This window comes from Streptococcus hyointestinalis, assembly GCF_011039275.1.
Lineage (GTDB): Bacteria > Bacillota > Bacilli > Lactobacillales > Streptococcaceae > Streptococcus > Streptococcus hyointestinalis_A.
The window spans coordinates 1,638,187-1,660,638 of sequence record NZ_JAAKGB010000001.1; the positions used below are offsets into that span (position 1 = coordinate 1,638,187).

Annotated in this window: 24 protein-coding genes; all 24 read right to left on the bottom strand. The window is 44.7% G+C overall.

Features of this window, described 5'->3' with window-relative positions; genetic code table 11:
- Positions 1–180: 180 nt before the first annotated feature.
- On the bottom strand, positions 181–648 hold the full coding sequence (gene smpB, locus G5B60_RS08130) for an SsrA-binding protein SmpB (RefSeq protein ID WP_164683563.1): 468 nt from the start codon (positions 646–648) through the stop codon (positions 181–183).
- Between the two features lie 20 nt (positions 649–668).
- Positions 669–2,984: a ribonuclease R gene (gene rnr / locus G5B60_RS08135; RefSeq protein ID WP_164683564.1), complete on the bottom strand. Its 2,316-nt coding sequence runs from the start codon at positions 2,982–2,984 to the stop codon at positions 669–671.
- Positions 2,985–3,055: 71 nt separating this feature from the next.
- On the bottom strand, positions 3,056–3,292 hold the full coding sequence (gene secG, locus G5B60_RS08140) for a preprotein translocase subunit SecG (protein ID WP_164683565.1): 237 nt from the start codon (positions 3,290–3,292) through the stop codon (positions 3,056–3,058).
- Between the two features lie 46 nt (positions 3,293–3,338).
- The gene (gene rpmG, locus G5B60_RS08145) at positions 3,339–3,485 is read right to left on the bottom strand and encodes a 50S ribosomal protein L33 (RefSeq protein ID WP_115268681.1); all 147 of its coding nucleotides are present in this window, start codon (positions 3,483–3,485) and stop codon (positions 3,339–3,341) included.
- Positions 3,482–4,651 carry a multidrug efflux MFS transporter gene (locus tag G5B60_RS08150; RefSeq protein WP_206225111.1) on the bottom strand — a complete coding sequence of 390 codons (1,170 nt, stop codon included), beginning with the start codon at positions 4,649–4,651 and terminating at the stop codon, positions 3,482–3,484. The genes rpmG and G5B60_RS08150 overlap by 4 nt, the downstream gene beginning before the upstream one ends.
- A gap of 70 nt (positions 4,652–4,721) precedes the next feature.
- Positions 4,722–5,327 carry a dephospho-CoA kinase gene (gene coaE / locus G5B60_RS08155; protein WP_277423795.1) on the bottom strand — a complete coding sequence of 202 codons (606 nt, stop codon included), beginning with the start codon at positions 5,325–5,327 and terminating at the stop codon, positions 4,722–4,724.
- The gene (mutM, locus tag G5B60_RS08160; protein ID WP_164683568.1) at positions 5,324–6,145 is read right to left on the bottom strand and encodes a DNA-formamidopyrimidine glycosylase; all 822 of its coding nucleotides are present in this window, start codon (positions 6,143–6,145) and stop codon (positions 5,324–5,326) included. The genes coaE and mutM overlap by 4 nt, the downstream gene beginning before the upstream one ends.
- A gap of 155 nt (positions 6,146–6,300) precedes the next feature.
- Complete coding sequence (locus tag G5B60_RS08165; RefSeq protein WP_164683569.1) at positions 6,301–7,752, bottom strand: CHAP domain-containing protein; 1,452 nt, start codon at positions 7,750–7,752, stop codon at positions 6,301–6,303.
- Positions 7,749–8,648, bottom strand: coding sequence for a class B sortase (gene srtB / locus G5B60_RS08170; protein WP_241154522.1), 900 nt, complete (start codon positions 8,646–8,648; stop codon positions 7,749–7,751). The genes G5B60_RS08165 and srtB (G5B60_RS08170) overlap by 4 nt, the downstream gene beginning before the upstream one ends.
- 79 nt (positions 8,649–8,727) lie before the next feature.
- Entirely contained in the window at positions 8,728–9,717 is a 990-nt protein-coding gene (srtB, locus tag G5B60_RS08175) for a class B sortase (RefSeq protein WP_164683570.1), read from the bottom strand.
- On the bottom strand, positions 9,717–11,438 hold the full coding sequence (locus G5B60_RS08180; protein ID WP_164683571.1) for a DUF7601 domain-containing protein: 1,722 nt from the start codon (positions 11,436–11,438) through the stop codon (positions 9,717–9,719). Before G5B60_RS08180 ends, srtB (G5B60_RS08175) begins: the two co-directional genes overlap by 1 nt.
- Positions 11,439–11,500: 62 nt before the next feature.
- Entirely contained in the window at positions 11,501–12,031 is a 531-nt protein-coding gene (lepB, locus tag G5B60_RS08185; protein WP_164683572.1) for a signal peptidase I, read from the bottom strand.
- The gene (locus tag G5B60_RS08190) at positions 12,021–14,414 is read right to left on the bottom strand and encodes a DUF7601 domain-containing protein (protein ID WP_164683573.1); all 2,394 of its coding nucleotides are present in this window, start codon (positions 14,412–14,414) and stop codon (positions 12,021–12,023) included. The genes lepB and G5B60_RS08190 overlap by 11 nt, the downstream gene beginning before the upstream one ends.
- Before the next feature lie 192 nt (positions 14,415–14,606).
- Positions 14,607–15,503 (bottom strand): GTPase Era, encoded by an 897-nt coding sequence (gene era, locus G5B60_RS08195; RefSeq protein WP_164683574.1) that lies wholly within the window; start codon positions 15,501–15,503, stop codon positions 14,607–14,609.
- A gap of 22 nt (positions 15,504–15,525) precedes the next feature.
- Positions 15,526–15,927, bottom strand: a complete 402-nt coding sequence (locus G5B60_RS08200; protein WP_164683575.1) for a diacylglycerol kinase family protein — start codon at positions 15,925–15,927, stop codon at positions 15,526–15,528.
- Positions 15,908–16,405, bottom strand: a complete 498-nt coding sequence (ybeY, locus tag G5B60_RS08205) for an rRNA maturation RNase YbeY (protein ID WP_164684253.1) — start codon at positions 16,403–16,405, stop codon at positions 15,908–15,910. Before ybeY ends, G5B60_RS08200 begins: the two co-directional genes overlap by 20 nt.
- 149 nt (positions 16,406–16,554) lie before the next feature.
- The gene (locus G5B60_RS08210) at positions 16,555–17,568 is read right to left on the bottom strand and encodes a PhoH family protein (protein WP_430523659.1); all 1,014 of its coding nucleotides are present in this window, start codon (positions 17,566–17,568) and stop codon (positions 16,555–16,557) included.
- Positions 17,569–17,686: 118 nt separating this feature from the next.
- Positions 17,687–18,310 carry a hypothetical protein gene (locus G5B60_RS08215; RefSeq protein ID WP_164683577.1) on the bottom strand — a complete coding sequence of 208 codons (624 nt, stop codon included), beginning with the start codon at positions 18,308–18,310 and terminating at the stop codon, positions 17,687–17,689.
- Between the two features lie 176 nt (positions 18,311–18,486).
- Complete coding sequence (locus G5B60_RS08220) at positions 18,487–18,993, bottom strand: PBECR4 domain-containing protein (protein WP_164683578.1); 507 nt, start codon at positions 18,991–18,993, stop codon at positions 18,487–18,489.
- A 404-nt stretch (positions 18,994–19,397) separates the two neighbouring features.
- Positions 19,398–19,844: a hypothetical protein gene (locus tag G5B60_RS08225; protein ID WP_164683579.1), complete on the bottom strand. Its 447-nt coding sequence runs from the start codon at positions 19,842–19,844 to the stop codon at positions 19,398–19,400.
- A gap of 14 nt (positions 19,845–19,858) precedes the next feature.
- Positions 19,859–20,074, bottom strand: coding sequence for a YozE family protein (locus G5B60_RS08230; RefSeq protein ID WP_164683580.1), 216 nt, complete (start codon positions 20,072–20,074; stop codon positions 19,859–19,861).
- A gap of 82 nt (positions 20,075–20,156) precedes the next feature.
- A complete protein-coding gene (locus tag G5B60_RS08235; protein ID WP_164683581.1) occupies positions 20,157–21,029 on the bottom strand; it encodes a CvfB family protein in 873 nt (290 codons plus the stop codon).
- A gap of 64 nt (positions 21,030–21,093) precedes the next feature.
- On the bottom strand, positions 21,094–21,651 hold the full coding sequence (gene frr / locus G5B60_RS08240) for a ribosome recycling factor (protein ID WP_115268647.1): 558 nt from the start codon (positions 21,649–21,651) through the stop codon (positions 21,094–21,096).
- 9 nt (positions 21,652–21,660) lie between these two features.
- On the bottom strand, positions 21,661–22,395 hold the full coding sequence (gene pyrH, locus G5B60_RS08245; protein WP_164683582.1) for a UMP kinase: 735 nt from the start codon (positions 22,393–22,395) through the stop codon (positions 21,661–21,663).
- Positions 22,396–22,452: the final 57 nt, after the last annotated feature.

Here is a 22,452-nt window from a genome sequence, read left to right on the forward strand (position 1 = left end):
CTTTCCTACGCATTTCTCTTTTGCTCCTCCTAAACTCCCAAGAAACAAAAGTATGCGGTTTCAACATTTATTATAAGAAATATTCTGACATTTGTCAACCTGTTTAAGTTTATTTTAAGGAAAATATGATTATTAGTGTGGTTATAAAAAAAGAGACACTATCGTCTCTCTTTGAAGGTTTTATCGTCCGTTAAAAGCTTTCATCTGTCTTGCGATGTCACGGTTTTGCTCACGGCGTTTGATGGACTCACGTTTGTCGTAGTCGTGTTTCCCTTTAGCCAGTCCGATAAGGACTTTGGCAAAGCCGTTTTTGATGTAGACTTTTAAGGGGATAAGGGTCATGCCTGTCCCTTTTAGCTCCGCTTCTAGTTTTGCGATTTCACGTTTTTTAAGAAGCAGTTTTCGTGTCCTATCAGGGTCTTGATTCCAGATATTGCCCTGCTCATAGGGTGTGATGTGGACGTTAATCAGCCAAGCTTCGCCGTTTTTAATCTGAGCGTAGCCGTCTTTTAGGGTGATTCTTGCGGCACGGACGCTCTTAATCTCCGTCCCTGTCAAGACCAGCCCTGCCTCAATGGTGTCCACAATGGTATAGTCATGCCTTGCTTTTTTATTTTGCGCAAGTGTCTTGTCTTTTACTGTCGCCATCTCTACCTCCACTAGCGTCTTTAGCGCTTACGTTTTTGCTTTTTTCGTGCGGCATCTTTGTAAAAGGGTTTCTTGTTCTTGCCCTTTTTGTCGCCCTGTCCTTTTTTACGGCTAGAAGCGTGCGCTTCCTTAGAATGACGTGGCTTTCTGCCTTTCTTATCCTTTTTATCTTTCTTGTCCTTAGGCACTTTTTCCACTACATCAAAATCACTTGGCAAGTACTCAAAGTCAATATCGCCCGTTTCCTTGTCTGCTCGGATGAGTTTCACTCGGATTTGCTGTCCGACCTTGAACACTTTACCAGACTTTTCACCGTGAAGGGACATGGTGCGTTCATTGTAATGGTAAAACTCTGGCAATGTCGTGATGTGGATGAGCCCCTCGATGGTATTTGGCAGCTCGACAAAGAGACCAAACTTGACAACGCTGGCTACCACGGCATCGAACTCCTCGCCGACGTGCTCTTCCATGTACTCAGCCTTTTTCATGGCTTCAACGACACGCTCCGCATCAATAGCACGGCGCTCCAAGGTCGAGGTCTGACTAGCGATTTCAGGGATTTTAGCCGCAAAGCTTTCTGCCTTTTCCTTATCGCCTAGAGTGTACTCACGAATCATGCGGTGCACCAAAAGGTCAGGATAACGGCGAATCGGGCTGGTAAAATGGGTGTAAAACTCTGCAGAAAGCCCATAGTGCCCGTGATTGTGCTCAGAGTAGCGTGCCTGCTGCATGGAGCGCAACAACATCATAGACAGCACGTCACTGCCTGGCTTGCCCTCCACCTTTTTCATGAAGTCTTGCAGGGCTGACTGGCTAATTTTATTGGCTGTTCCTTTGATAGACACGCCAAAGAGACTAGCATAGTCCATAAACTTCTGCAGTTTTTCCGCCTTTGGCTCCTCGTGGATACGATAGATAAAAGGCAGATTGAGTCTTGCAAAGTGCTCAGCCACCGTTTCATTGGCTATCAGCATAAAGGACTCAATCATACGCTCCGCAAGCCCACGCTCACGCAGGACAATGTCCACAGGAAAACCTTTCTTATCCACGATGATTTTCGCTTCCTGCGTATCAAAGTTAAGCGCCCCACGGAAAGTCCGCATGCCCTCTAAAATCTTGTGCAGAGCGACCATGTAGTGAATGCTCTCAACGATTGGCTGATAAGTCTCTATCAGCTCCTTGTCGCCAGCGATGATTTTATTGACATCGCTGTAGGTCATACGAAATGTCGTCTTGATGACCGATTGACAAATCTGGTGTGAGACGACCTTGCCTTTAGGCGTTATCTCCATGAGACAGGACTGGGTGAGGCGTTCCACATTTGGATTGAGCGAGCAGATACCGTTTGAGAGACGCTCTGGCAGCATTGGCACCACACGGTCTGTCACATAGACCGATGTCCCACGGCTTAGCGCTTCACGGTCAAGCGCAGAGCCTTCCTTGACATAGTAAGACACATCAGCGATATGCACACCCAGCTCAAAGTTGCCATTATCTAGCTTTTTGATATGCACTGCATCATCAAGGTCCTTAGCGTCCGCCCCGTCAATAGTAAAGGTAGTCTCACCTCGCAGATCAACACGTCCTATAAGATCCTTGTCAGACGGGCGATCTGGCACTGCGTCAGCTTCCTTTAGAACCTCCTCTGGAAACTCAGACACGATGTCCATGGACTCGAGCACCTCTAGCACATCTATCCCCACATCGTCCTTGTGTCCGATAATATCACGCACACTAGCTACAAAGTAATCATGGTGCTTGGTTGGGTATTTGTCAATAGCCACCTTGATAATCTCAGTCCCATCAAGGACAATGGGTTCTTTTTTGATGTAGATTTTTTGAGTGATTTTTTGATTTTTAGAGGTGATGTAGCCAGCGTACTTAGGACGCTCATCGTCAAGGATGAACTTGCCGACAACAGTCTTGAGACTGCGCTCAACAATACTGACTACTCGAGCCTCTGCTGCTGTGCCTTTTAGGCGATTGGCAGGCTTTTTAATGACCGCTTCAACGATGTCGCCATCCACAGCGTAGCCCACATCACCACGCCCGATAAACAAATCATCCTCGTCATCATCCATCGCTAAAAAGCCAAAACCAGCTTTATTGGCACGAAAAGTCCCTGTCACCGTCACTTCCTTTTTGGCTTTCTTTTTGGTGCGCAATGAGAGCTTGCCACTATCGTCAAATCGGATAAGCCCTTGACTCTCTAAGTGCGAGATGTCCTTTATCAGCTTTGGAAAGGCTTTACTACCTGTCATCTCAAGAGCAGCCGCCAAGTCATTGACACTGCTTTTGCCTTCTTTTTTTAAATAATCTAATATACGTTCTTTCATGTGTTCTCAATTCTATTTCGATTTTGGGGAGAAAGATAAAAAAGGAGCCAGACGTCGGTCAAGCTCACTTATTACTTACTTGATAAAACTACAAGCGCTAGAGCAATTGCCAGCCAGAAAAAGACAAGAATTGCTGTCAAACGCTGCATAAATGCTTCAAATCCACGTGCCTTGGTACGTTCAAAAAGAGCTTCTGAACCACTACTATCAAACACATTGCTACTTGGATTTTTTTGAGGTTGCATAAAGACCGCAATGACAATCACTGCTGACAAAATAAGTAACAAGGTCAAGAGTAATTTATACATGTTATCTCCTCCACACTAGTCAAATTTCATTTTATCATAAAGTGTCCTAACTTTCAACATGTAAGGTCACTTTTCTCTCTTTGGGACAGTACTTGGGCACTTGGATTTTTTCAGGATGATTTTGTTTATTTTTACTGGTTAGATAATTGCGACTGCCACATGAAGTGCAGGTTAGATTGATTTTAACTCTCACACGATTTCCTTAACTCTAAGATATTTTCTAAAATTGATAAAACTCCACAAAAAGTTGACAAAGACAATGCCACAGGTCACAAAAAAGACTGAGCGATAACCGAGACTAGCCGCCACATTTGACCCTACCATAGGACCTAGCACCTGCCCTAGATAGCTAAACATCTGGTTGTAGCTAAAAATCCGTGAAATCCCTGCTTTTGGCGTGATTTTAGTCAGGAGCGAATTGATACTTGGCATGAGCGCTCCTGTCCCAAAACCGTAGAGAAAACGTAAAATCCCCAGCTGCAATGGCGTTGTGGCTAGTGCACAGAGAAAGTACATGCAAAAGCTATAAAAGAGCGCAATGAGCAAGAGGCGGTGATTGCCGATACGGTCACCAAGCCGTCCTAAGCGTGAACTGCTGAGCATGCTGGAAAAGCCCATGGCAGAGACGATAAAACCAGAGACAAACATGAGATTTTCCGTCTGCCCTAGGTGACGAATGTAGAGGGTCAAAATCGGTGCGACCGACTGGGCTGAGATTTGGATAATCATGCTGGTGATAAAAAGACCAATCAAAATCTGTAAGCTCTTGACCTCCTTAAAGACCTCTCTCGTCGGCATGGCTTCCTCACGTGAGACTGGCTCAAAGTCCTCTTTGATAAAGAAGATAGTCATCAAACTGCAGATTAAGAGGATAAAGCCGACCAGTAAAAAGACATGTCGGATCCCCAGCCACTCAGCTAAAATCCCACCCATCAAGGGTCCAATCAGCATACCTCCTGTCACACCAGTCGACAGGGTCCCTAGAGCATAGCCAGAGTGCTGTTTGGGCGCCTGCGAGGCAATGAGTGCTGTGGAGTTTGGCACATAGCCTGCAAACATCCCATTCAGTAACCTTAGAAATAACAGCCAGTGGACATTGGGCACAAAGGCAAGCCCGCCCATGGTTAAGGTCATGACCAAGCCAGCTCTGACCATCATAGGCTTACGCCCGTAGCGGTCAGCCAGCCAACCCCACAAGGGGGCTACTAGCGCCGAAGCCAGAGCAGATAGGGAAACTGCAAGCCCCGCATAGAGCTCGACCATCCCTTTTGGTGCCCCTAGCTCCTCCACATAGAGAATCATAAAGGGCATGACCAAGGAAAAACTAGCGCCTGTAAAGATATTCCCCAACCAGGCGATTTTCAAATTTTGTCGCCAATTCACCGTTTCAATTGGCATATCATCATCTTCTTTCTACATTATAGTTTTCTTAGCACGACTTATCAAGTGCTAACTGTGCTAAAAGGCTATCGACTTGCTCTTTTAGCGCTTTTTCACTGCCGTTGTTGTCAATGATGACATCGGCATAAGCTTTCTTTTTTGCAAGCGACATCTGACTATCTAAGCGTTTGTGCGCTTCCTCGTCGGTGTAGTGGTTGCGTTTTTTGAGCCTTGCGAGCTGTGTCCTCTCATCCACATAAACCAGCCAAATGCTGTCAAACCAGTCGACATAGCCACCCTCTATCAAGAGAGGAATGTCCATGAAAAAGACCTGCTCACGCTCTTCTAGACTATCACGTGCCTTTGCCAGCTCTTCTCTGATGATACTGTCTTGCAATTGTGACGAAAGCGCTAGATTTTCAGAATTGGCAAAAATTATCCTAGCAAGTTTGGAGCGATTAAGCTCGCCCCTCTCATCTAGGATAGAGCTGCCAAAGTGCGCTAGCAAGGCTTGGTAGAGCCTGCCACCTTTTTTTTGCAAATCATGAACCAGCTTATCAGCGTCAATGACCTGATAGCCTGCCTCACGTATCATCTCGACAACTGTCGACTTGCCTGAAGCGATACCGCCTGTTATCCCGATAATATGACTCATCTCTTTTGACAGGACGGGCAAAAGTGCGTCCCCCTCCCTCCAACTTTGATTTTCTCGATAGGTGTGGCACATCTAGGACAAGGTTCACCAGTCTTGCCGTAGACCTGCAGATAGTCCTGCATAGTGCCATCCTCGCCAAGAGCGTTGCGATAAGTGCGAATGGTGGAGCCGCCCTTTGTGATAGCCAGCTGCAAGATACGGATAATCTCATCATGCAGGCGCTCCGCTTCCTCATCCGTCAAGCTCTTTGCTGGGCGCTCTGGGTGAATAGAGCTTGCCCACAAGACCTCATCCACATAGATGTTGCCAAGACCTGCCACCCAGGTCTGCTCAAGAAGCAGTGGCTTTATTGGCTTACGAGAGTTTGCCAGCTTTTCCCTAAAAGGGGCAAGCAAAAAGTCAGACACAGTCGGCTCTGGTCCGATTTTTTTACGCTCAAAGTAAGTGTCTACCTGCGACTTTGCCACTAGCTCAAAGGTGCCAAACTTTCTCACATCTTGATAGACCAAGGTCGAGCCGTCATCTAGGCTGAAAAAGACATGAAAGTGCTTGTTTTCAGGCACTTGGTCACAAAAAAGCAGGTACTTGCCCTCCATGCGCAGGTGCGAGATGATGACCTTGTCAGAAAGTTCAAGGAGCAGGTATTTGCCACGGCGCTTGACAGCTCGAAAGGTCTCCCCCACAAGCTCTTGCTGAAAGACCTTGCTATCTAGCTTTATCATCTTTGGCACTTTTATCTCGACATCTGTGATGGTTCGTCCGACAATCAGACGCTCCAAACCTCGTCTGACGGTCTCAACTTCTGGAAGTTCTGGCATAGACATTCTCACTTTCTAGGATAATAGTCACAAAGTCAAAAACAAGAGAGTGTACAGCAGCACACTCACTCTCTATTTCTAACCGACTAGACCTATACATTCTATCATAATTTTGACTAAAGTGCATGAAAGAAAAATGAACAGCTTACTGACACTTACGGCGCTGTTTTGCCGATGACGTAGGTCAGCTTTTTAGCGTCTTGGGCGCTAAAGGTACGATAAGACACGATACCCAGTCCTAGGACGTTGGACTCTGAGATGAGGATAGAGCCGTCTTCATTGACCACCTCGACAATCGCCACATGTCCATAAGTGCTGTCTGCGCCAGCTTGGTTTGGGCTAAAGGACACGGCATAGCCGACTTTGGGAGTAGTGGTCGTAGCGTAGCCTGCCTTGTCTTTCCAGCTGCCGCCATTACCCATATAAGCGTCGTAAAAGACACCTAGCTCACGAGCACGGTTGTAACTGTACCAAGTGCACTGTCCCCAAGGGTAGGTCTGGCTGATGTAGTTTGAGACGTTGATTTTCTTGCTCAACGCATAGCCAGCAGGCACGCTCTGTAAAGTCGCAGAGCCACTGGCCTCTATCAGCTCACTCGGTGCTTCTGGCGTGCCACCGTGAGAGTCAATCCAGTCATTGAGCGCCTCCATAATCTCGGCACGGCGCTTACCACTGCCAGATGTGTCGGTGAAGTAAACACCGCCCTCACTGCTAACATCAAGCGTTCCTTCTGCTAGCTTTTGCGCCTTGATGTCTTGGCGCTTAAAGCTGGTATTTTGGTGCTTGATGATGGTCACTGCTGTCAGTTGACAGACCGCCTTGTCATCGTCATAGTTTTTGGCGTTGTCAGGGTTATTGTCAAAGGCACCGTAGCCAAAGAGGTTGGCACCGTTATTGCTAGCAACACCTTGCGTGCCGAGTGAGCTCTCCATGATGGCAATAGCGACAATGGCTCTGACATCCAGCCCACTCTTTTCCTGCCACTCAAGGAGCTTCTCACCGTTGATACGACTCTTGTCGTAGGCGATACCTGTAGCGTCTAGGAAGCCATCCAACTGCTCTGCTGTGATACCGTAGCGCTGGCAAAGCAAGTGGTGGCTGTAAGCATCCTCGCCAGACCAGTCCTTGACATAGACGGGCTTGATGTCATTTGAGTAGTCCTCATCAAGTGTACTCGAGCTGATAGGAGGATAGAGGGCTGGCGCTTGGTAGCTAGGTAGCACGCTTGGCTGTGGGATAGGGACGACAGCTGGAGTGCTGGTCGAGCTAGTAGAGTTTGACGTGTCGGTATCTTCCTTGGTCTCCTCTCCTTGGCTAGGGGTGCTAGGCTGACTTGGCGTTTCTTCTATATCTTTGTCGCTACTATCATCTGTAGCACTATCAGATGTATCATTGTCTGACGTGTCGCTGCCAATGGTATCCTTAGTATCTGTGTCTTCTGCCTTTTCATCCTCTAGGCTGGTATCTTTTTCCTCGAGGTTGTCTAGCTCGCTAGACACATCCTCCAAGACCGTATCTGCCTTTGCGAGCGTCTCTAGGGGATAGGCACAAGGGGACAGCAGCATGCCTGAGATGGTCACCAGAGCGATGAGTTGTCGTTTGTTCATATAGCCTCCTTATTGTTTTTTCGTGAGAGTGTTAGGATCGTTTTCAGACGTGCTCTTAGGTAGAGAATCACGCCAATCATCATGAGGGCAAGGACAAGCAGGACACAGGCAAGAACAAAGAGCAGCCAGACAGGCACTAGAGTCAGCCTGTCATAGAGATCAGCTAAACCAAGGAGAAAGCCACTTTTTTCTGTGCTGGCTGATGTCGCTACTCCCTGTGTGACCTTGTCTGTGATTTTAGCGACGAGCAGGTGCCGTCCGTTGGTCACATCGACAAAGCAGGTGCTTAGCAAAACCAGCTTACTGCTAGCACTGACGGTCACATCACGCTTGTGCTTTGCCTTTGAGAGCAGGTACTGATAGTAAGCTTGGCGCTCCTCAGTCGTCTTGACCGCTGGCTGGTAGATGGTCTCGTCATAGGCGTCTGCCTCTAGGATGGCTAGTATCTCAAGCCCACGCTCACGCCCACCATAGTAGATACTGCCATAGCGGTGCTTAGCAAAATAGTCCTCATCCACAAAGTACTTGAGACTGCCAAAGATCTGCCCGCCTGCCACATGGTGCCCATAGATGATGGTGTTAAAGTCTGAAAAGTCGCTTGACGAGCGGTAGTCTAGAAAGATAGAGCCCACACTGTTGCTATTGCCCAGAGCGTCAAGACTTAGATACTTGTGATTATCCTCTGACTGCAAAAGCGGATAATCAACAGGCGTATCATAGAGCGTCAGCCAGCCAATAACCTCAGGGTTTATCGCCTGCAGGCTGGAAAATCCCGCAAGCTCGCTACTCTCATCTGGCTTGTAGTCGTCATAGTCGCTAGCCGATACACCAAGACCAGCAAAGCTAAACACAAGCAAGACCAGACCAACTACTAGAAAACCTTTTTTCGTCAACACATTCAGTCCTTTCTTAAGTTTCCTTATAAATATAGGAGTTGATACCTATCAACTCCTCTGTGTAGTGCTAGTAATACTACTAGGCTTTTTTCAATTGTTTACGTTTTTCATAATATCTCTTAAGGTGTTTGTAGAGGATGATAGCAAGCACTATGAGCAGGATGACTAGCACTGCTATGATGAGATACCAGACGAATAGGGGAATTTTTTTCAGCCATTTGCCTAAAAGCGAGTCATCAAATAGATTGTAAGGAAAGGGTGTGTTATTGCTTTTATCAAAGGGGTTGGGGTGTACGTCGTCTGTTATCCTTGCGACTAGCAGGTAGCGTCCATTTGCCACATCTAAAAAGCAGGTACTCATCAGGACGAGTTGATCGTTTGCTGTTAGGGTGATGTTTCGTTTGTGTAAGCTTTTTGAAAGGAGATTGTCCACATATGCTAAGCGGTTTTCCTCGCCATAGATACCTGGTTGATAGATTGTGCTGTCATAGGCGTCTGCCTCTAGGATGGCTACTATCTCGATACCTTTTTCCTCGCCATTATAGTAGATCGTGCCGTAGCGATGTTTTTTGAAGTAGGCTTTTTTCACAAACTTATCAATATCGCCAAACATGACACCGTTTTCCATGTGGTGACCATGGATGATGGTGTTAAAGTCATCAAAGTTCGGACTGCTGCGATAGTCCAGAAAGAGGGCTCCTGTTACGCTATCCTCTTTCTTGGCGTTTTTGTTGAGGTAAGTATCGTTATCAGTCGTCTGTACTAAGGGGTAGTCGATGTTTGTGCCATAGATGTTGAGCCAACCAAGGACATCGGGGTTGATCTTTTGGAGCTTTTGAAAGCCAGAGAAGGTGGCAAGCTCATCTGTGGTATCGCTTGTGGGCTTATAGCTTTGGTACTGGCTAGAGGATGCCTCTAGCTGGACTTGGTTGCTATCCCACAGGGCGTAAAAGCCAAGGAGAAAGACGAGACTAGCGCCAAAGAGTAGCACATGGCTAATCACGCTGTCTAGGACTGCTATCCCTCTACGGATGTATCCTATTTTCCTTTTTTCTTTTGCCGTCTCCATTAGTCGTTAGCACGACGTTTCTTGGTAAGACCAAGAAAGGCTAAGACACCAAGTGCAATCATGACGATAAATGGTAAGTTTTTCACGATAAGACCAGTAGTAGGAAGTTTAGTGTCCGCCAAATTATTAGTCACGTCAAAGGAGTTGTCGTGCTCACCGATGAGGAATTTGTCGGTTGTAGTAACGCCATCAATAATCTTACTAAATGATACTGTTGAAACATTAGTTTCTTCATTAGTTTTTATTGTCACACCCATATTAGTTTCTTCATCCTCAGAATATTGAAGTAGTCGAGGTGCAGTAGTTCCAGTGTAATACATACCACTAGAGCTGTCGGTAGGCCATTCTGTAATTCCTTTCTCTAACCATTTACTATTTACAGCTAAACGTTCTTTGATTGCTGCGTCGCTATTTAATGAGCTACCATTTATAATATTCACATTCTCAAATAGCACTGCAGAGGTATCGTAGACGTATTTGTTAGAATACTTTTCCGTTACGGTGTATGAAAACCCTGCTGGGAGTGATACGAATGTGAGGTATTGACCGTTTTTGAGTTGGAAAGGTACTCCGTCAGTAGTTGTTTCATCCTTGTTTACAGTTGATTTATTACTATCAGCATATTCTACTGTTGTAGCTATCCATTCGTCTGTGTCAGCATTCTTCTTTGTTAACGTCACTTTTGCAACACAGTTACTTAGAGTTAATTTGCCATCATTAATGCTCTCACTTGGAACATTGTCAGCTTCTTCGATATTCTGAACGTAGGCGGTTATAACTATGTTACCGTTGCTATCTTTGCTCAGACTTGACCACTCACTACTTTCTTTAGTAACTTTATTCTTAATTGCAGTCCACACTGCTGTTTCTGTAGGTGGGTAAAGTGTAATATTAAAGTCAAACTCCTTGGATTTATCACCATATTCACCTGTAACCGTTTTTGTGATACCTAGAGAAGACTTGCTGTTATTGGCGTCTGGGTTTTTACCAGCTTCTTTAAGATAAGTGTTGTTGAAAAGTTCCTTTGTATCAACTTTCTCGCCTTTTCCGTTTTCAAAGTAAACAGATGATACATAACAACCAGTGTCATTTTCTTTATTTTTAACAAAAACGTGCATTGTATATTCTGTATCATCATAAGTCATAGAGTCTTTAAACCAGCCAGCACCATCATTTGTTTCAGTTTTTTCATGCTCTACGAAGTTACTATTACTAAGCTCTGATACCTTATAGACATACTCACCTGCTCGACCAGATTTAGTAAAATCATCATCATCAATGATATCATATGATGATTTGGTGATTTTACCACTACTATCTGTACCAGAAAAATCTGTAATTGCTACCACATTTTTATATGATTTATCCGACTCTCCATCAGTGGCAACGGTAACCTTATCCTTTCCAATTGTAGGCATCTCATTTACGTCACATACTGTTGACCTTACTGCCGTAAATTGGAAGGCAAACCATAAATCCGTGGAAGAGGTCAAAGTAGTACCATCTGCTCGTGTAATTGTTGTTGATTTACCTTCCGGCAAAGTTACAGTATTTGAAAAATGCAACGTTTTTCCGAAAGTAACGTTAATATCTTTATCTTCTGCACCTACGATTTCATTATCCGCCAACACTGTCGTGCTTGCTGCTGCCATGGTGAGGATGGTTGCTGCTGTGAAGAGTCCTGCTGTTGTCTTTTTAAGTAAGCTGTTTTTCATTTTCATGTCTCACTTTCCTTCATTCATTTTATTATGTTATCTGACTTTTTCTTTTACATCTCTTTTGGTTAGAAGTTACGCCTTCGCATAAGCATCACCACCTTTCCATAGGTTTTTTTACTTGGTATAGCGCCTACGATACGGCTATCAAGCGCCTGCTCCCTGTTGTCCCCAAGGACAAAGATGTGGTCTTTGGGGACAGTGATGGGAAAGCTGATTCCCTCCTCATAGAGGAGCGTGTCGGTGTAGATGTTGCTCTCCTGCTGGAGAGAGCCGTTAACGAGGAGACCCTTGTCTGTGATGTCCACGACATCTCCGCCACTCGCCACCACTCGTCCGATATAGGTCTTGCTCTTATAGCCGTAGGCTAGGAGGTCGCCGACCTGATAGGACTTATCGAGACGATAGTAGGCGACCAAGTCCCCGTCCTTGATAGCAGGCTTCATGTCTGTCCCTTGGTAGCGCACAAGCCCAAAGAGAAAGACATAGAGACTGGCAAGCACGACTGCTATGAGCAGGAGCTTTCTGAGCAGATAGAGCAGGTCAGCTAGTAGCGGGGAGCGCTGTTTTTTAGGGCGCTTTTTGCGCTTAAAGGTCATCTTTTCTCACCTTTCTAGCCACAAGTGCCAAGGCGACAAGAACCGCCAAACCACCGATAACACCTAGCTTAACGGCACTGCCGTGTGAGCTATTGCCACCTGTTGAGGTGATTTCAGTCATGGTATTCACGACATCAATCGTTATATTTTTGCTAAGCGTACCAGTCACGCTGTCTTTTTGCTCACCGTTATAGGTCACTGTATAGTTATTATTGAGCTTTGTCGTATCCTCAGACACCTCGTAGTTCGCTTTAAATGGTAAATCTGTAATAGTGATACTCTCACCATGTTTCAGCTCTACGCTTGCTTTACCATCCGTAAAGGTCACTGTTGTCGCTTCATCACCTTTTTCAGCTTGAAACTCACCTGAAATAAATCCGTTCTCGTCTGATAGTGTGATGTTAAAGGTAAAGTCTTTTTGCTTATCACCATAATCCCCCGTAACTGTTTTTGAAATGGTCAGACTTGGGAGTTTGGTGTTGGTGACTGTGACCACCACGTTTTCCTTATCCAATGTTCCTTTTTCCTTGTCGTAGCTGACTGTGTAGCCCTCACTAGAAGCGTCGCTTTCTTTGACAGTGTAGCTTGTCCCTCTTGGTAGATATGGGATTTTAACCTCACCATTTGCTTTCACTTCTACAGTCGCCTTACCGTTTACAAAGATTGTTTTACCGTATGTGGCATGTAGTGGATTGCCCTCACCGTCACTTGCTTCTACTTCAATGTTGAATGTTTTAGAGCTATCCTCGCCATCAAGACCTTCAAGGACTTTTTTTATGGTTAAAGTTGGATTTTGTCTGTAGGTGACGACAAACTCTGGCTTAGCGTCTGTCCCGACATTTTCAACCGTTTTTGTAAACCCTGTGATGTCTGGCGCTTCAACCGTATAAGTGTGTTTACCTTTGGCAACACTTGTGAATGAACTTGTCCACTTGTCACCTGTTACGTCTTCCTTACGGTAAGAGTTTTCACCGCCATCTTGGAACAACTCTACTTTGACAGAGGTTTCGGAAACTTCCTGACCATCTAGCATGTCCCACTCAACCGTGATTGGAATTTTAAGGGTTACGCTATCGATATACGGTGTTTCAAAGGTTAGTTCATCCTGTTTTTCATCACCATAGTAGTAGTTGAGGGTTGCCTCAGCATTTGATGGTAGTCGACTAGGCTTTGTTTCACCATCAGCGAACTCATCATACGCTGCTTGGGTTAACCTCACTTTGAATTTCAAAATGTAACTATAACCTTCTGTAAACCAATAGTTCTCAGCAAAGGTCGCAGTGACCGTGACCTTACCCGACTCATTAGTCGTTGTGGTGATTTTTACATCTGTATCATCTAGTACAGTTTCATTTTTTTCATCGTTATTTTCTACTTTCACCAAACGAATATCAGAGGTTTCACCGTCTAATAACTCCACCCATTCTGACAAAGCGTCAGTAATTACAACTTTTGTAAACATCAGATTGGTAACATTTTTTGAGATTTCCCTAAGACAGTCAAGCAATTTTTCTTCATCATCAGCTTGGAAAATTTTATTTTCAATTGTTTTATTATCTAAAGTATCATGAACTTTCTGTAAGTGTGCTTGAGCGTCTGTGGTTACAAATGAGATAGAGTAGAGAGCGTCAAGACTACTTTTATTGAGAGTTTCTGCAGCACCCGTTAGACTTTTGAGAAGGCTTGAATTGTTCTCACTCCCATATGTACTGTGACCACTACTATCGTAGTAGTGATTGGCTTTACCATCTGTTAACAGCACAATTACTTTTTTAGCCTTATCACGAGCATTACTCAATAGGTCATTAGCTTTTAACAATCCAGCAGCAATATTGGTTTGTTCACTAGTCTTATCTGTTTCCAATTTTTCTACTGCTGTTTTTAAACTTTCTACGCTGGCACCACTGTCCCAGTTACTAAGTATCGTAGCATCCTGATAGGTTTCCTCACTGTGATTAGGCTTATTGAAACCATATTCCTTAGCATTTTTACCCGCAAAGGTTACTAGAGATAAGCGGTTAGCTGAACTAGACAAGATACTATCAATCAACCCTCCATCTTTTGCTAAGGCATTTTTTAAATGTTCAAGACGTGTCCCATTATCGTCTAATTCTTTATTCATACTGTCAGACAAGTCAATGACAAAGATAACATCTAACGGTTCCGCTTCTGTTAGCGTCACATTTTTGGGATTTATACTTAGAGATAACTCATAGGCATCCTCCTCACCTTTTACTTCTACAGCTTCAATTGTTTTTGATATTTCTGGAACAGTATCACTCGCACTGTTCGCATAAGCCGTTCTAGTGCCACATCCAAAGAGGACAAAGAGCACCATGGCTATGCTCGCTATGATAAACCTAATACTATCTTTTATAATCATATAGCCTCCGTTTTCGTTTTGGTAAACGTTTTATTTTTTTAATTTACTGATAGTTTATATTATTTTGTCATTTTTGTCCAACGATTATACAATATTTTTTTAATTTTTTTGTTATTATTTTTTAACTTACGCTTTAGTTAAGGGTTTTCAGGCACAAAAAAACATCTAACGGCAAATGCCATTAAATGTTTTTTAGTATTCTTTTTTGTTGTACCCAAAGTCTGCCAGGTCTAGTTTCTTGTCTCGCCAGTTTTTCTTAACCTTGACCCAAGTCTCCAGATAAACCTTGTCGCCTAGCATGAGCTCGATGTCACGGCGGGCGAGACTACCGATTTTCTTGAGCATAGCGCCTTTTTTGCCGATGATGATACCCTTTTGGCTGTCACGCTCGACCATGATAGTGGCTCTGATATGCACCTTGTCGGTCTCCTCGTCTCGCTTCATGCTATCTACCACCACCGCTACAGAGTGAGGCACTTCCTCACGAGTGAGGAGCAAGACCTTCTCACGGATCATCTCAGACACCAAAAAGCGCTCTGGGTGGTCTGTGATCTGATCCGCTGGGAAATACTGGAAGCCCTCCTCTAGGTTATCTTTTAAAATCTCAAGGAGTCTTGGGATATTATTGCCCTGCAGAGCCGAGATAGGCACGATTTCCTTAAAGTCCATCTGAGCACTATAGTCCTCGATTTTCTCGAGGAGCTGGTCTGGGTGCACCTTGTCGATTTTATTGATGACCAGAATCACAGGGACTTTTGCCTGCTTCAAGCGTTCCATGATCATGTCATCGCCCTTACCACGAACCTCGTCCGCTGGTACCATAAAGAGCACAGTATCCACCTCACGCAGTGTACTATAGGCAGACTCCACCATAAAGTCCCCAAGCGCCGTCTTTGGTTTGTGAATCCCTGGCGTGTCGATAAAGACAATCTGCTCACTATCTGTCGTATAGATCCCCATGATTTTATTGCGAGTGGTTTGGGCTTTATCGCTCATGATAGCGATTTTTTGCCCCATGACATGGTTCAAAAAGGTTGATTTTCCTACATTTGGGCGACCCAAAATCGCCACAAAACCTGACTTAAACATCGTTCCTTGTTTTTCGTCCTTTCTATCTAAAGATAAGTCTTAGCACCTTTGGCACAAAGATAATCAAGCCCGTCAAAACAGCATAGCCTGAAATGACCAGCACTGCTCCAGCTGCCATATCCTTGGCGTTCTTAGCAAGGAGTGAAAAGTGGTAACCACTAGCTAGGTCCACCACATTTTCAAGAGCCGAGTTGATAATCTCGAAGGTCACGACCAAAAAAATGCTAAGCAGTAAAAAGAGCCATTCGATAGCCGATACTTGAAAGATAAAACCAGCGATAATCACAAGGACAGCCGACACCATGTGCTTGCGCATGTTGCGCTCTTCTTTAAAAGCCGTCACGACCCCTGTCATGGCGAACTCCATGCTGGTTAGTAAATCACGATTTTTCCACTTTTTTTGGTTATTGTCTTGTAAGTCCATAGGCGCTCAAAATCTCTTCTTGCAGCGTAAACATTTCTTCTTCTTCCTCTGGGGTGTAGTGGTCATAGCCATTGATATGTAAAAAGCCATGCACCGCTAAAAATCCCATCTCTCTCTCAAAGGAGTGACCGTAGTCACGGGCTTGCTCATGAGCCTTGTCCACCGAGATGAAGAGCTCACCGATATAGCTGTCAAACTCTGACATCATAAGAGCTAGGTCTGGGTCAGTCGCCAGCATGTCCTCATCGATAGTGATAGCCTCGTCTGGCTTGTACTCTAGGCTGATGACATCTGTTGGACGGTCGGTATCACGATACTCCAGATTAAGCTCATGGCTACGCTCGTTGGTCACAAAAGTCACCGCCATTTCCTTGTCCTCTTTGCCAGTTTTTTCAGCCGCAAACTGCAGCAAATCCAGCGTTTGCTTTTTGATAGCTTCTGAGACTTGACCCGTCTCATCAATCATTTCTACATACATCTTTCTTCTCACATTCCAACTGTTCTGTAATATCTGCAATATCTGCATCATCTGCATCATCTGCATCATCTGCATCATCTGCATCATCTGTTAAATTATACCATACTTAGACCAAAAAAGCCCCTTTTTAAAGGGACTTGTGGTAAATATCAGCTCTTATCAGAAGTTGGCAGCTCACCAATCACTTCATAGCTGGTGAGACCAGACCTAGTGTCTTTGTCTTCTGTCTGGCTTTCCTTAGGCATGTCGGGTCTTTCGGTATCTTCCTCGTAGGCGGTGATGATTTCAGCGACCACTGGGTGGCGCACCACGTCCTTAGCGGACAGATAGATAAAGTCAATCTGCTCGATGTTTTTCAGCTTCTGCGTTGCGTCAATCAAACCAGACTTGACATTTCTTGGCAGGTCAATCTGGCTAGTATCACCATTGACAATCATCTTGGAGTTAAAGCCAAGGCGAGTCAGAAACATCTTCATCTGCATGATGGTAGTATTTTGCGCCTCGTCGAGAATGACAAAGGCGTCATCGAGCGTTCGCCCACGCATATAAGCAAGCGGCGCAATCTCGATAATCTCACGCTCCATGAGCCGTGTCGTCTGCTCTTTCCCTAAAATCTGATAGAGTGCGTCATAGACAGGACGCAGATAAGGGTCGACCTTTTCTTTTAAGTCCCCTGGCAGAAAACCAAGGCTCTCGCCCGCTTCAACTGCTGGACGTGTGAGGATGATACGCTTGACCTGACCACGCTTGAGCGCTGTCACAGCCAAAGTCACCGCTAGAAAGGTCTTACCAGTACCAGCTGGTCCAATCCCAAAGACGATATCGTGCTTTTTGACACTATCGACATAGACTTTCTGCCCCAGTGTCTTGACACGGATAGGCTTGCCGTAGTTGTCCTTGATGATTTCTTCTTCGTAGAGGGCTACAAACTTGTCAATAGTCCCATTTTGCGCCATGTTAAGCGCAGTGACTACGTCAGAGGTATTGACCAGCATGCCACGCCCGACAAGGACAAGGAGGGCATTGATGACCAGTCTCGCTGTTTCAACAGCTGACTCCTCACCAATGACCTGCACACGCTCCACCCGAGCGTGAATAGTCACATCTAGCGCCTTTTCGATAACTTTTAAATGCCGTTCATTCGTTCCAAAGAGACTCATCATATCATCCGGATGAGCCAGTTGAATATCAATTGAGTAATCTTGCAAATTCTTTTCTCCCTTGCTCTGTATCACTTTATTATACCATTTTATCAGCCATTTGGTGCTTGAAAACCACGGCTTAGTGGTTTTCATCTTCTTTGGCTAGACTATCTCTTAGGGCTTGGAGCTTTTCAAGGGACTGGGCAGACATGGTCGTCTCTATACCGACCATATGCCGTTTTTTAACGGCTACATCCTTTAGCGAGTGCGTGCTTTTCTTGTATTTTTCGAGCCGTTTTTTCTCAGCAAGTAGCACATCATCTGGCGATAGCTTTTGTTCTCTTTTTTCTTTATCTTGAGGAGCTATTACTGCCTGCGCTTCTGCTTTTTCAAAAGGCGCCTTTTCTTCTGCCACTTGCTTCTTTTTATTAAATATCTGACAAAGCCTTTGCCAAAGGCGTCGCCAAAAAGGGAGCGCAGCTACTTGATAGAGGTAGGTCGGATAGTAAGGTTCTGATGAGATAGGATAGAGCCGACTCATGTCAATCTGATAGGCTACTTTCACGTCTTCTTTGGGACGACTTTTTCTCGCTTCAAAGGAGGCGCTGTTTGGCAATTGCCAGCTGATTTGCTGAGCTTTTTGTGTCCATGTCTTTCCATACTCACGGTCAAAATAATGACTAAAAACCGTCGAGATAGTCGTCAGATAAAGAGGCAAGTCTCGACTAGCAATATCCCGTCTGATATTTAAAAGCCCAGTCACCAAGAGGGAATTTGAAAATAAAAACTGTAACAGAATAGGCAGAAAAAACTTAATTTTACTAGTTTTTTCTTCAATGTATTTGCTGTAATTTACTACTTTTTTATAAACTTTTGGGGTGAATTTGGGGCAATCTCATATACAAAAAATCCCTCAACGCTGTGTTGAGGGATTAAGTATTATGATAGCCAGACTATACTCGTTATCTTCGTCTTTCTGACTCGAGCATACTTCTTGGCGGATGCCTCATGAAGAGTCACCAGCCTATAGATGCCTTCCTTATCTTTTCGCAGTCCGAGAACTTTCACATTACGTTTGTCACCTTCAAAGAAAACCAAGTCAAGGTTCATGCTGTTATTAGATAAATCTTTTCGTATGACGCAGTAGTCGGTTGCTTGCTCGATAAAAATATCAGAGATAAACGGATACAGTCCTATTCTTTGTTTCACCTCTCTAAAATTTGGAGATTGTTTAAATTCTCCCAAATCAAAAACACTGCTTTCGATTTGTTCTAGAGTCAGGCTAGCGTAGTCCTTAGTGAGCTTATGAAGTCCAAAAAGATGGTGCAAATCTGTAGCTTGAAAAGTAACAACCAAGGCTTTTAAATCAGCATAATTGGTAGAAACTTGGCACGATTTTCCCACAAAATGTTCTCTATAATCTTTAACAAGCTCTCTTAAGTCCACGCAAAACTCCATTACAAAAATTCAAAAAAAAAGCGCTAGGCAGGTTTCGACCCACTGCCCAGGTCAACGATTAGTGATGGCTGGTCACTAACTCCCTTTAGTGCTTTTTAGGCTTATCACCAGGGAACAGTTTTTAAGCTCTGCCAAGCCGTACAGTGCGCTTCTACCATACGTCTGTGTCACCACAGATATAGCCGAGGTTTAACGACGATGAGGTCGGAACAAGAAGGAGGTATTATCCTGTGTTGTTCACTAATATTATCGCTTTTTTTGAACGTTTTGTCAAATATATAAATAGGCATTTAACTAAATACCTATTTATGTATTTCAGTATTCCAATAATTAAATCTGTCTAATACATCAGAAAAGCCCTCTAGATTACTCCAGAGACGGCGCAACTCTTTTTAGACATTTTCACTCAGATAAATGCGCTTGCCCTCAAGAGCATAGTCCTCACGCAAATAAAAAGACTGCTTTTGATAGTACTTTTGCCGATAAGCCTCTTCATAAAAGATAGACACACGATGTTCTGCCCATTTTTCAATCACCTTGAGCGCATAAAAAGACTCAAAGGTAAAGCGTGCCCACGGCTCGTTCAGGGCTTTTTCAATGCGAGCCCGTAAAACCGACCGTGACACCGTGTAGTCAATCGTTGGGATAGCCAAATAAGGGACAGCTGCCTTGTGGTCGCTAAAGCGTAGCACTTTATAATAGTACTTATCCCGAAAAACAGCCACATAAAAAGAACCCTTGCGTCCAACAGGCGACTTCGCCAAAATAACCTCATCCTTGTGCAAACACTCACCCAAAGTGCTTAACACCTTGTCATAATACTCCTCACTCCTACTCATCCTAATGTAACCTCCTAATGCGCCAGATACTCCTCCCAAATCTGGTCAAAATCACCCAAGTTAAAGGAAAAACTCGCCTCATCTTCTAGATAACGGCTTATGGTCTCAAAGTCCGAACTGTGCTTTGGAAAAGTCGTCTCCTCAAAGACCAAGTCCGCTAATCTCGCCTTGGGACCGTTTGACTTTGGATTTCTCTCAGTCATCAGCCAAGTGTAAAATGATTTTCGCATTCCGCTCTCCTTTCTAAAAGTTGACTTTTATTGTAACAAAAAAGACGCTTAGAAGAAACTCTAAACATCCTTTTTAAACAAATTAGTCTTTATCGTCTGTTTCAATCAAGTCGACACCAAACTGGTCTTGCTTGATTTTGCCAGCTTTCATGAGACCACCAAGGGCTTTTTTGAACTGCCCTTTGGAGATACCAAAGGTCGCCTTAATGTCAGCGGGTGAGGACTTGTCGTTTAAGGTCATAAAACCACCATTTGCCTTTAGATAGGTCAAAATCATCTGCGCATCATTTTCCAACATCTCATAGGAGCGTGGTTTGATGGAGAGATTGAGCGTTCTATCCACCGCACGAAAGCCAATAACCCTAGCCTCTAGCACCTGACCGAGACGTGGCTCAGCATAGCGCTCACTAGGGTGAATGAAGCCCAGCATGTTGTTTTCAGGCAGGTAGACAAAGGTCCCAGACAGCTTAAGACGATAGACTATGGCAGGCCAGGTTTGGTTTTGCATATTGTCATAGGCAGGACGTGCCATCTTTTGAAAGACCTCTGGACTGGCTGGAATCGCCCACAAGCGCTCTTTTTTGTCCAGCTCATAGCGGACATAGAGCTTGTCGCCTTTCTTAGGCCAAAGGTCTTTGAGGTCTGGGAGGACGTCTAGGGACACCGCCACTTCCTTGTCAGGAAGCCCTGTATTGACAAAGACACCAAGGTCACGGCGCACCTCAGTCACCACACCCCAGCCGTAGCTGGTTAGACTTGCCTCTTGCTTGACGGTCGTCATGCGCTTTTTCTGATGTTTATCTGTGTAGACAAAGCCCTCGACCATGTCCCCGAGCTTGTGTACTCCTTCTTGCTTTGCAAGGGCAAAGGTCACACCGTCTTTTTGGACAAAGTAATAGTCCGTATTTTCATCGGTCACAAGCCCTGTGACCATTGTTGCTAAATGTGTATTCATATCTTATCTCATGCTTCTTTTGGCAAACAAACTCAGCTAGCCAAGCCAGCTGAGTTCTGTCTGATTAAACTTCTAAGAGTTCTTTTTCTTTATTAGCTGTCATTTGGTCAATGTGCTTGACAGCTGCGTCTGTAGCTGCTTGGATGTCTTTTTCAAGCACTTTGAGTTCGTCTTCTGTGATTTCTTTGGCTTTTTCTTGCTTTTTAGCCTCATCCATAGCGTCACGGCGGATGTTGCGGATAGCAATCTTAGCATTTTCACCGACTTTTTTCACGTCTTTTGCAAGCTCTTTACGTGTTTCCTCAGTCAAAGCTGGGATAACCAAGCGGATGACAGAACCGTCATTGGCTGGGTTGATACCAAGGTCAGACTCATTGATAGCACGCTCAATATCCTTGATAGACCCTTTATCAAAAGGAGAAATCAAAAGAACACGTGCTTCTGGTACAGTGATAGACGCTAGCTGGTTAAGTGGTGTTGGAGCACCGTAGTACTCCACTTCGATACGGTCAAGTAGTGACGCATTTGCACGTCCTGCACGAATGCTTGCGAACTCACGAGCAAGCGAATGGTGCGACTGCTCAAAGCGCTCATTTGCTTTATCAATAATAGGGTTTGCCATAATACTCTTTTACTCCTCAGATACTTTATTTGATACAGTTGTCCCGATTTGCTCACCAAAGACAACACGCTTGATATTACCTGTTTCATTCATGTTAAAGACGACAAGGTCAATATCATTGTCCATAGATAGGGTAGATGCGGTAGCGTCCATGATCTTGAGACCACGCTTGATCACTTCAACGTGTGTCAGCTCGTCAAACTTGATAGCATTGGCATCTTTCTTAGGATCGGCATTGTAGACACCATCCACGCCGTTTTTAGCCATGAGAATAGCTTCCGCTTCAATCTCAGCCGCACGAAGCGCAGCCGTTGTATCCGTTGAAAAATAAGGGGAACCAATACCAGCACCAAAGATGACGATACGTCCTTTTTCCAAATGACGAAGCGCACGCCCACGGATATAAGGCTCAGCCACATTTTGCATTGGAATAGCTGTCTGCACACGTGTGTCTACACCACATTGTTGCAAACTATCTGCCATAACAAGAGCGTTCATGACAGTACCTAGCATACCAGTGTAGTCCGCTTGGACACGCTCCATCCCGGCAGCAGCCGCTGGCTCACCACGCCAGAGATTGCCCCCACCAATAACAAGCGCAATCTGCACACCAGACTGATGTACTTCTGCGATTTCCTTTGCAATAGCCTGAACAGTCGGCAAATCAATACCAACACCCTTGTCACCAGCCAATGCCTCACCAGACAATTTAATCAAAATACGATGATATTTCGGTTCAACCATTTTAATTCTCCTTGTTTTATCCTATCTATTTTATCATATTTTGCATTATTCTCCTAG

Excerpts from the sequence above, each read along its gene's own strand:
- rnr (WP_164683564.1), bottom strand. The coding sequence starts at position 2,984 with ATGAAAGAACGTATATTAGATTATTTAAAAAAAGAAGGCAAAAGCAGT.
- G5B60_RS08225 (WP_164683579.1), bottom strand. The coding sequence starts at position 19,844 with ATGAGTAGGAGTGAGGAGTATTATGACAAGGTGTTAAGCACTTTGGGT.
- secG (WP_164683565.1), bottom strand. The coding sequence starts at position 3,292 with ATGTATAAATTACTCTTGACCTTGTTACTTATTTTGTCAGCAGTGATT.
- G5B60_RS08210 (WP_430523659.1), bottom strand. The coding sequence starts at position 17,568 with ATGATGAGTCTCTTTGGAACGAATGAACGGCATTTAAAAGTTATCGAA.
- coaE (WP_277423795.1), bottom strand. The coding sequence starts at position 5,327 with ATGAGTCATATTATCGGGATAACAGGCGGTATCGCTTCAGGCAAGTCG.
- G5B60_RS08235 (WP_164683581.1), bottom strand. The coding sequence starts at position 21,029 with ATGAATACACATTTAGCAACAATGGTCACAGGGCTTGTGACCGATGAA.
- G5B60_RS08180 (WP_164683571.1), bottom strand. The coding sequence starts at position 11,438 with ATGAAAATGAAAAACAGCTTACTTAAAAAGACAACAGCAGGACTCTTC.
- lepB (WP_164683572.1), bottom strand. The coding sequence starts at position 12,031 with ATGACCTTTAAGCGCAAAAAGCGCCCTAAAAAACAGCGCTCCCCGCTA.
- pyrH (WP_164683582.1), bottom strand. The coding sequence starts at position 22,395 with ATGGTTGAACCGAAATATCATCGTATTTTGATTAAATTGTCTGGTGAG.
- G5B60_RS08200 (WP_164683575.1), bottom strand. The coding sequence starts at position 15,927 with ATGGACTTACAAGACAATAACCAAAAAAAGTGGAAAAATCGTGATTTA.
- G5B60_RS08190 (WP_164683573.1), bottom strand. The coding sequence starts at position 14,414 with ATGATTATAAAAGATAGTATTAGGTTTATCATAGCGAGCATAGCCATG.
- srtB (WP_164683570.1), bottom strand. The coding sequence starts at position 9,717 with ATGGAGACGGCAAAAGAAAAAAGGAAAATAGGATACATCCGTAGAGGG.
- mutM (WP_164683568.1), bottom strand. The coding sequence starts at position 6,145 with ATGCCAGAACTTCCAGAAGTTGAGACCGTCAGACGAGGTTTGGAGCGT.
- era (WP_164683574.1), bottom strand. The coding sequence starts at position 15,503 with ATGTTTAAGTCAGGTTTTGTGGCGATTTTGGGTCGCCCAAATGTAGGA.
- G5B60_RS08230 (WP_164683580.1), bottom strand. The coding sequence starts at position 20,074 with ATGCGAAAATCATTTTACACTTGGCTGATGACTGAGAGAAATCCAAAG.
- frr (WP_115268647.1), bottom strand. The coding sequence starts at position 21,651 with ATGGCAAACCCTATTATTGATAAAGCAAATGAGCGCTTTGAGCAGTCG.
- smpB (WP_164683563.1), bottom strand. The coding sequence starts at position 648 with ATGGCGACAGTAAAAGACAAGACACTTGCGCAAAATAAAAAAGCAAGG.
- ybeY (WP_164684253.1), bottom strand. The coding sequence starts at position 16,405 with ATGTATGTAGAAATGATTGATGAGACGGGTCAAGTCTCAGAAGCTATC.
- G5B60_RS08165 (WP_164683569.1), bottom strand. The coding sequence starts at position 7,752 with ATGAACAAACGACAACTCATCGCTCTGGTGACCATCTCAGGCATGCTG.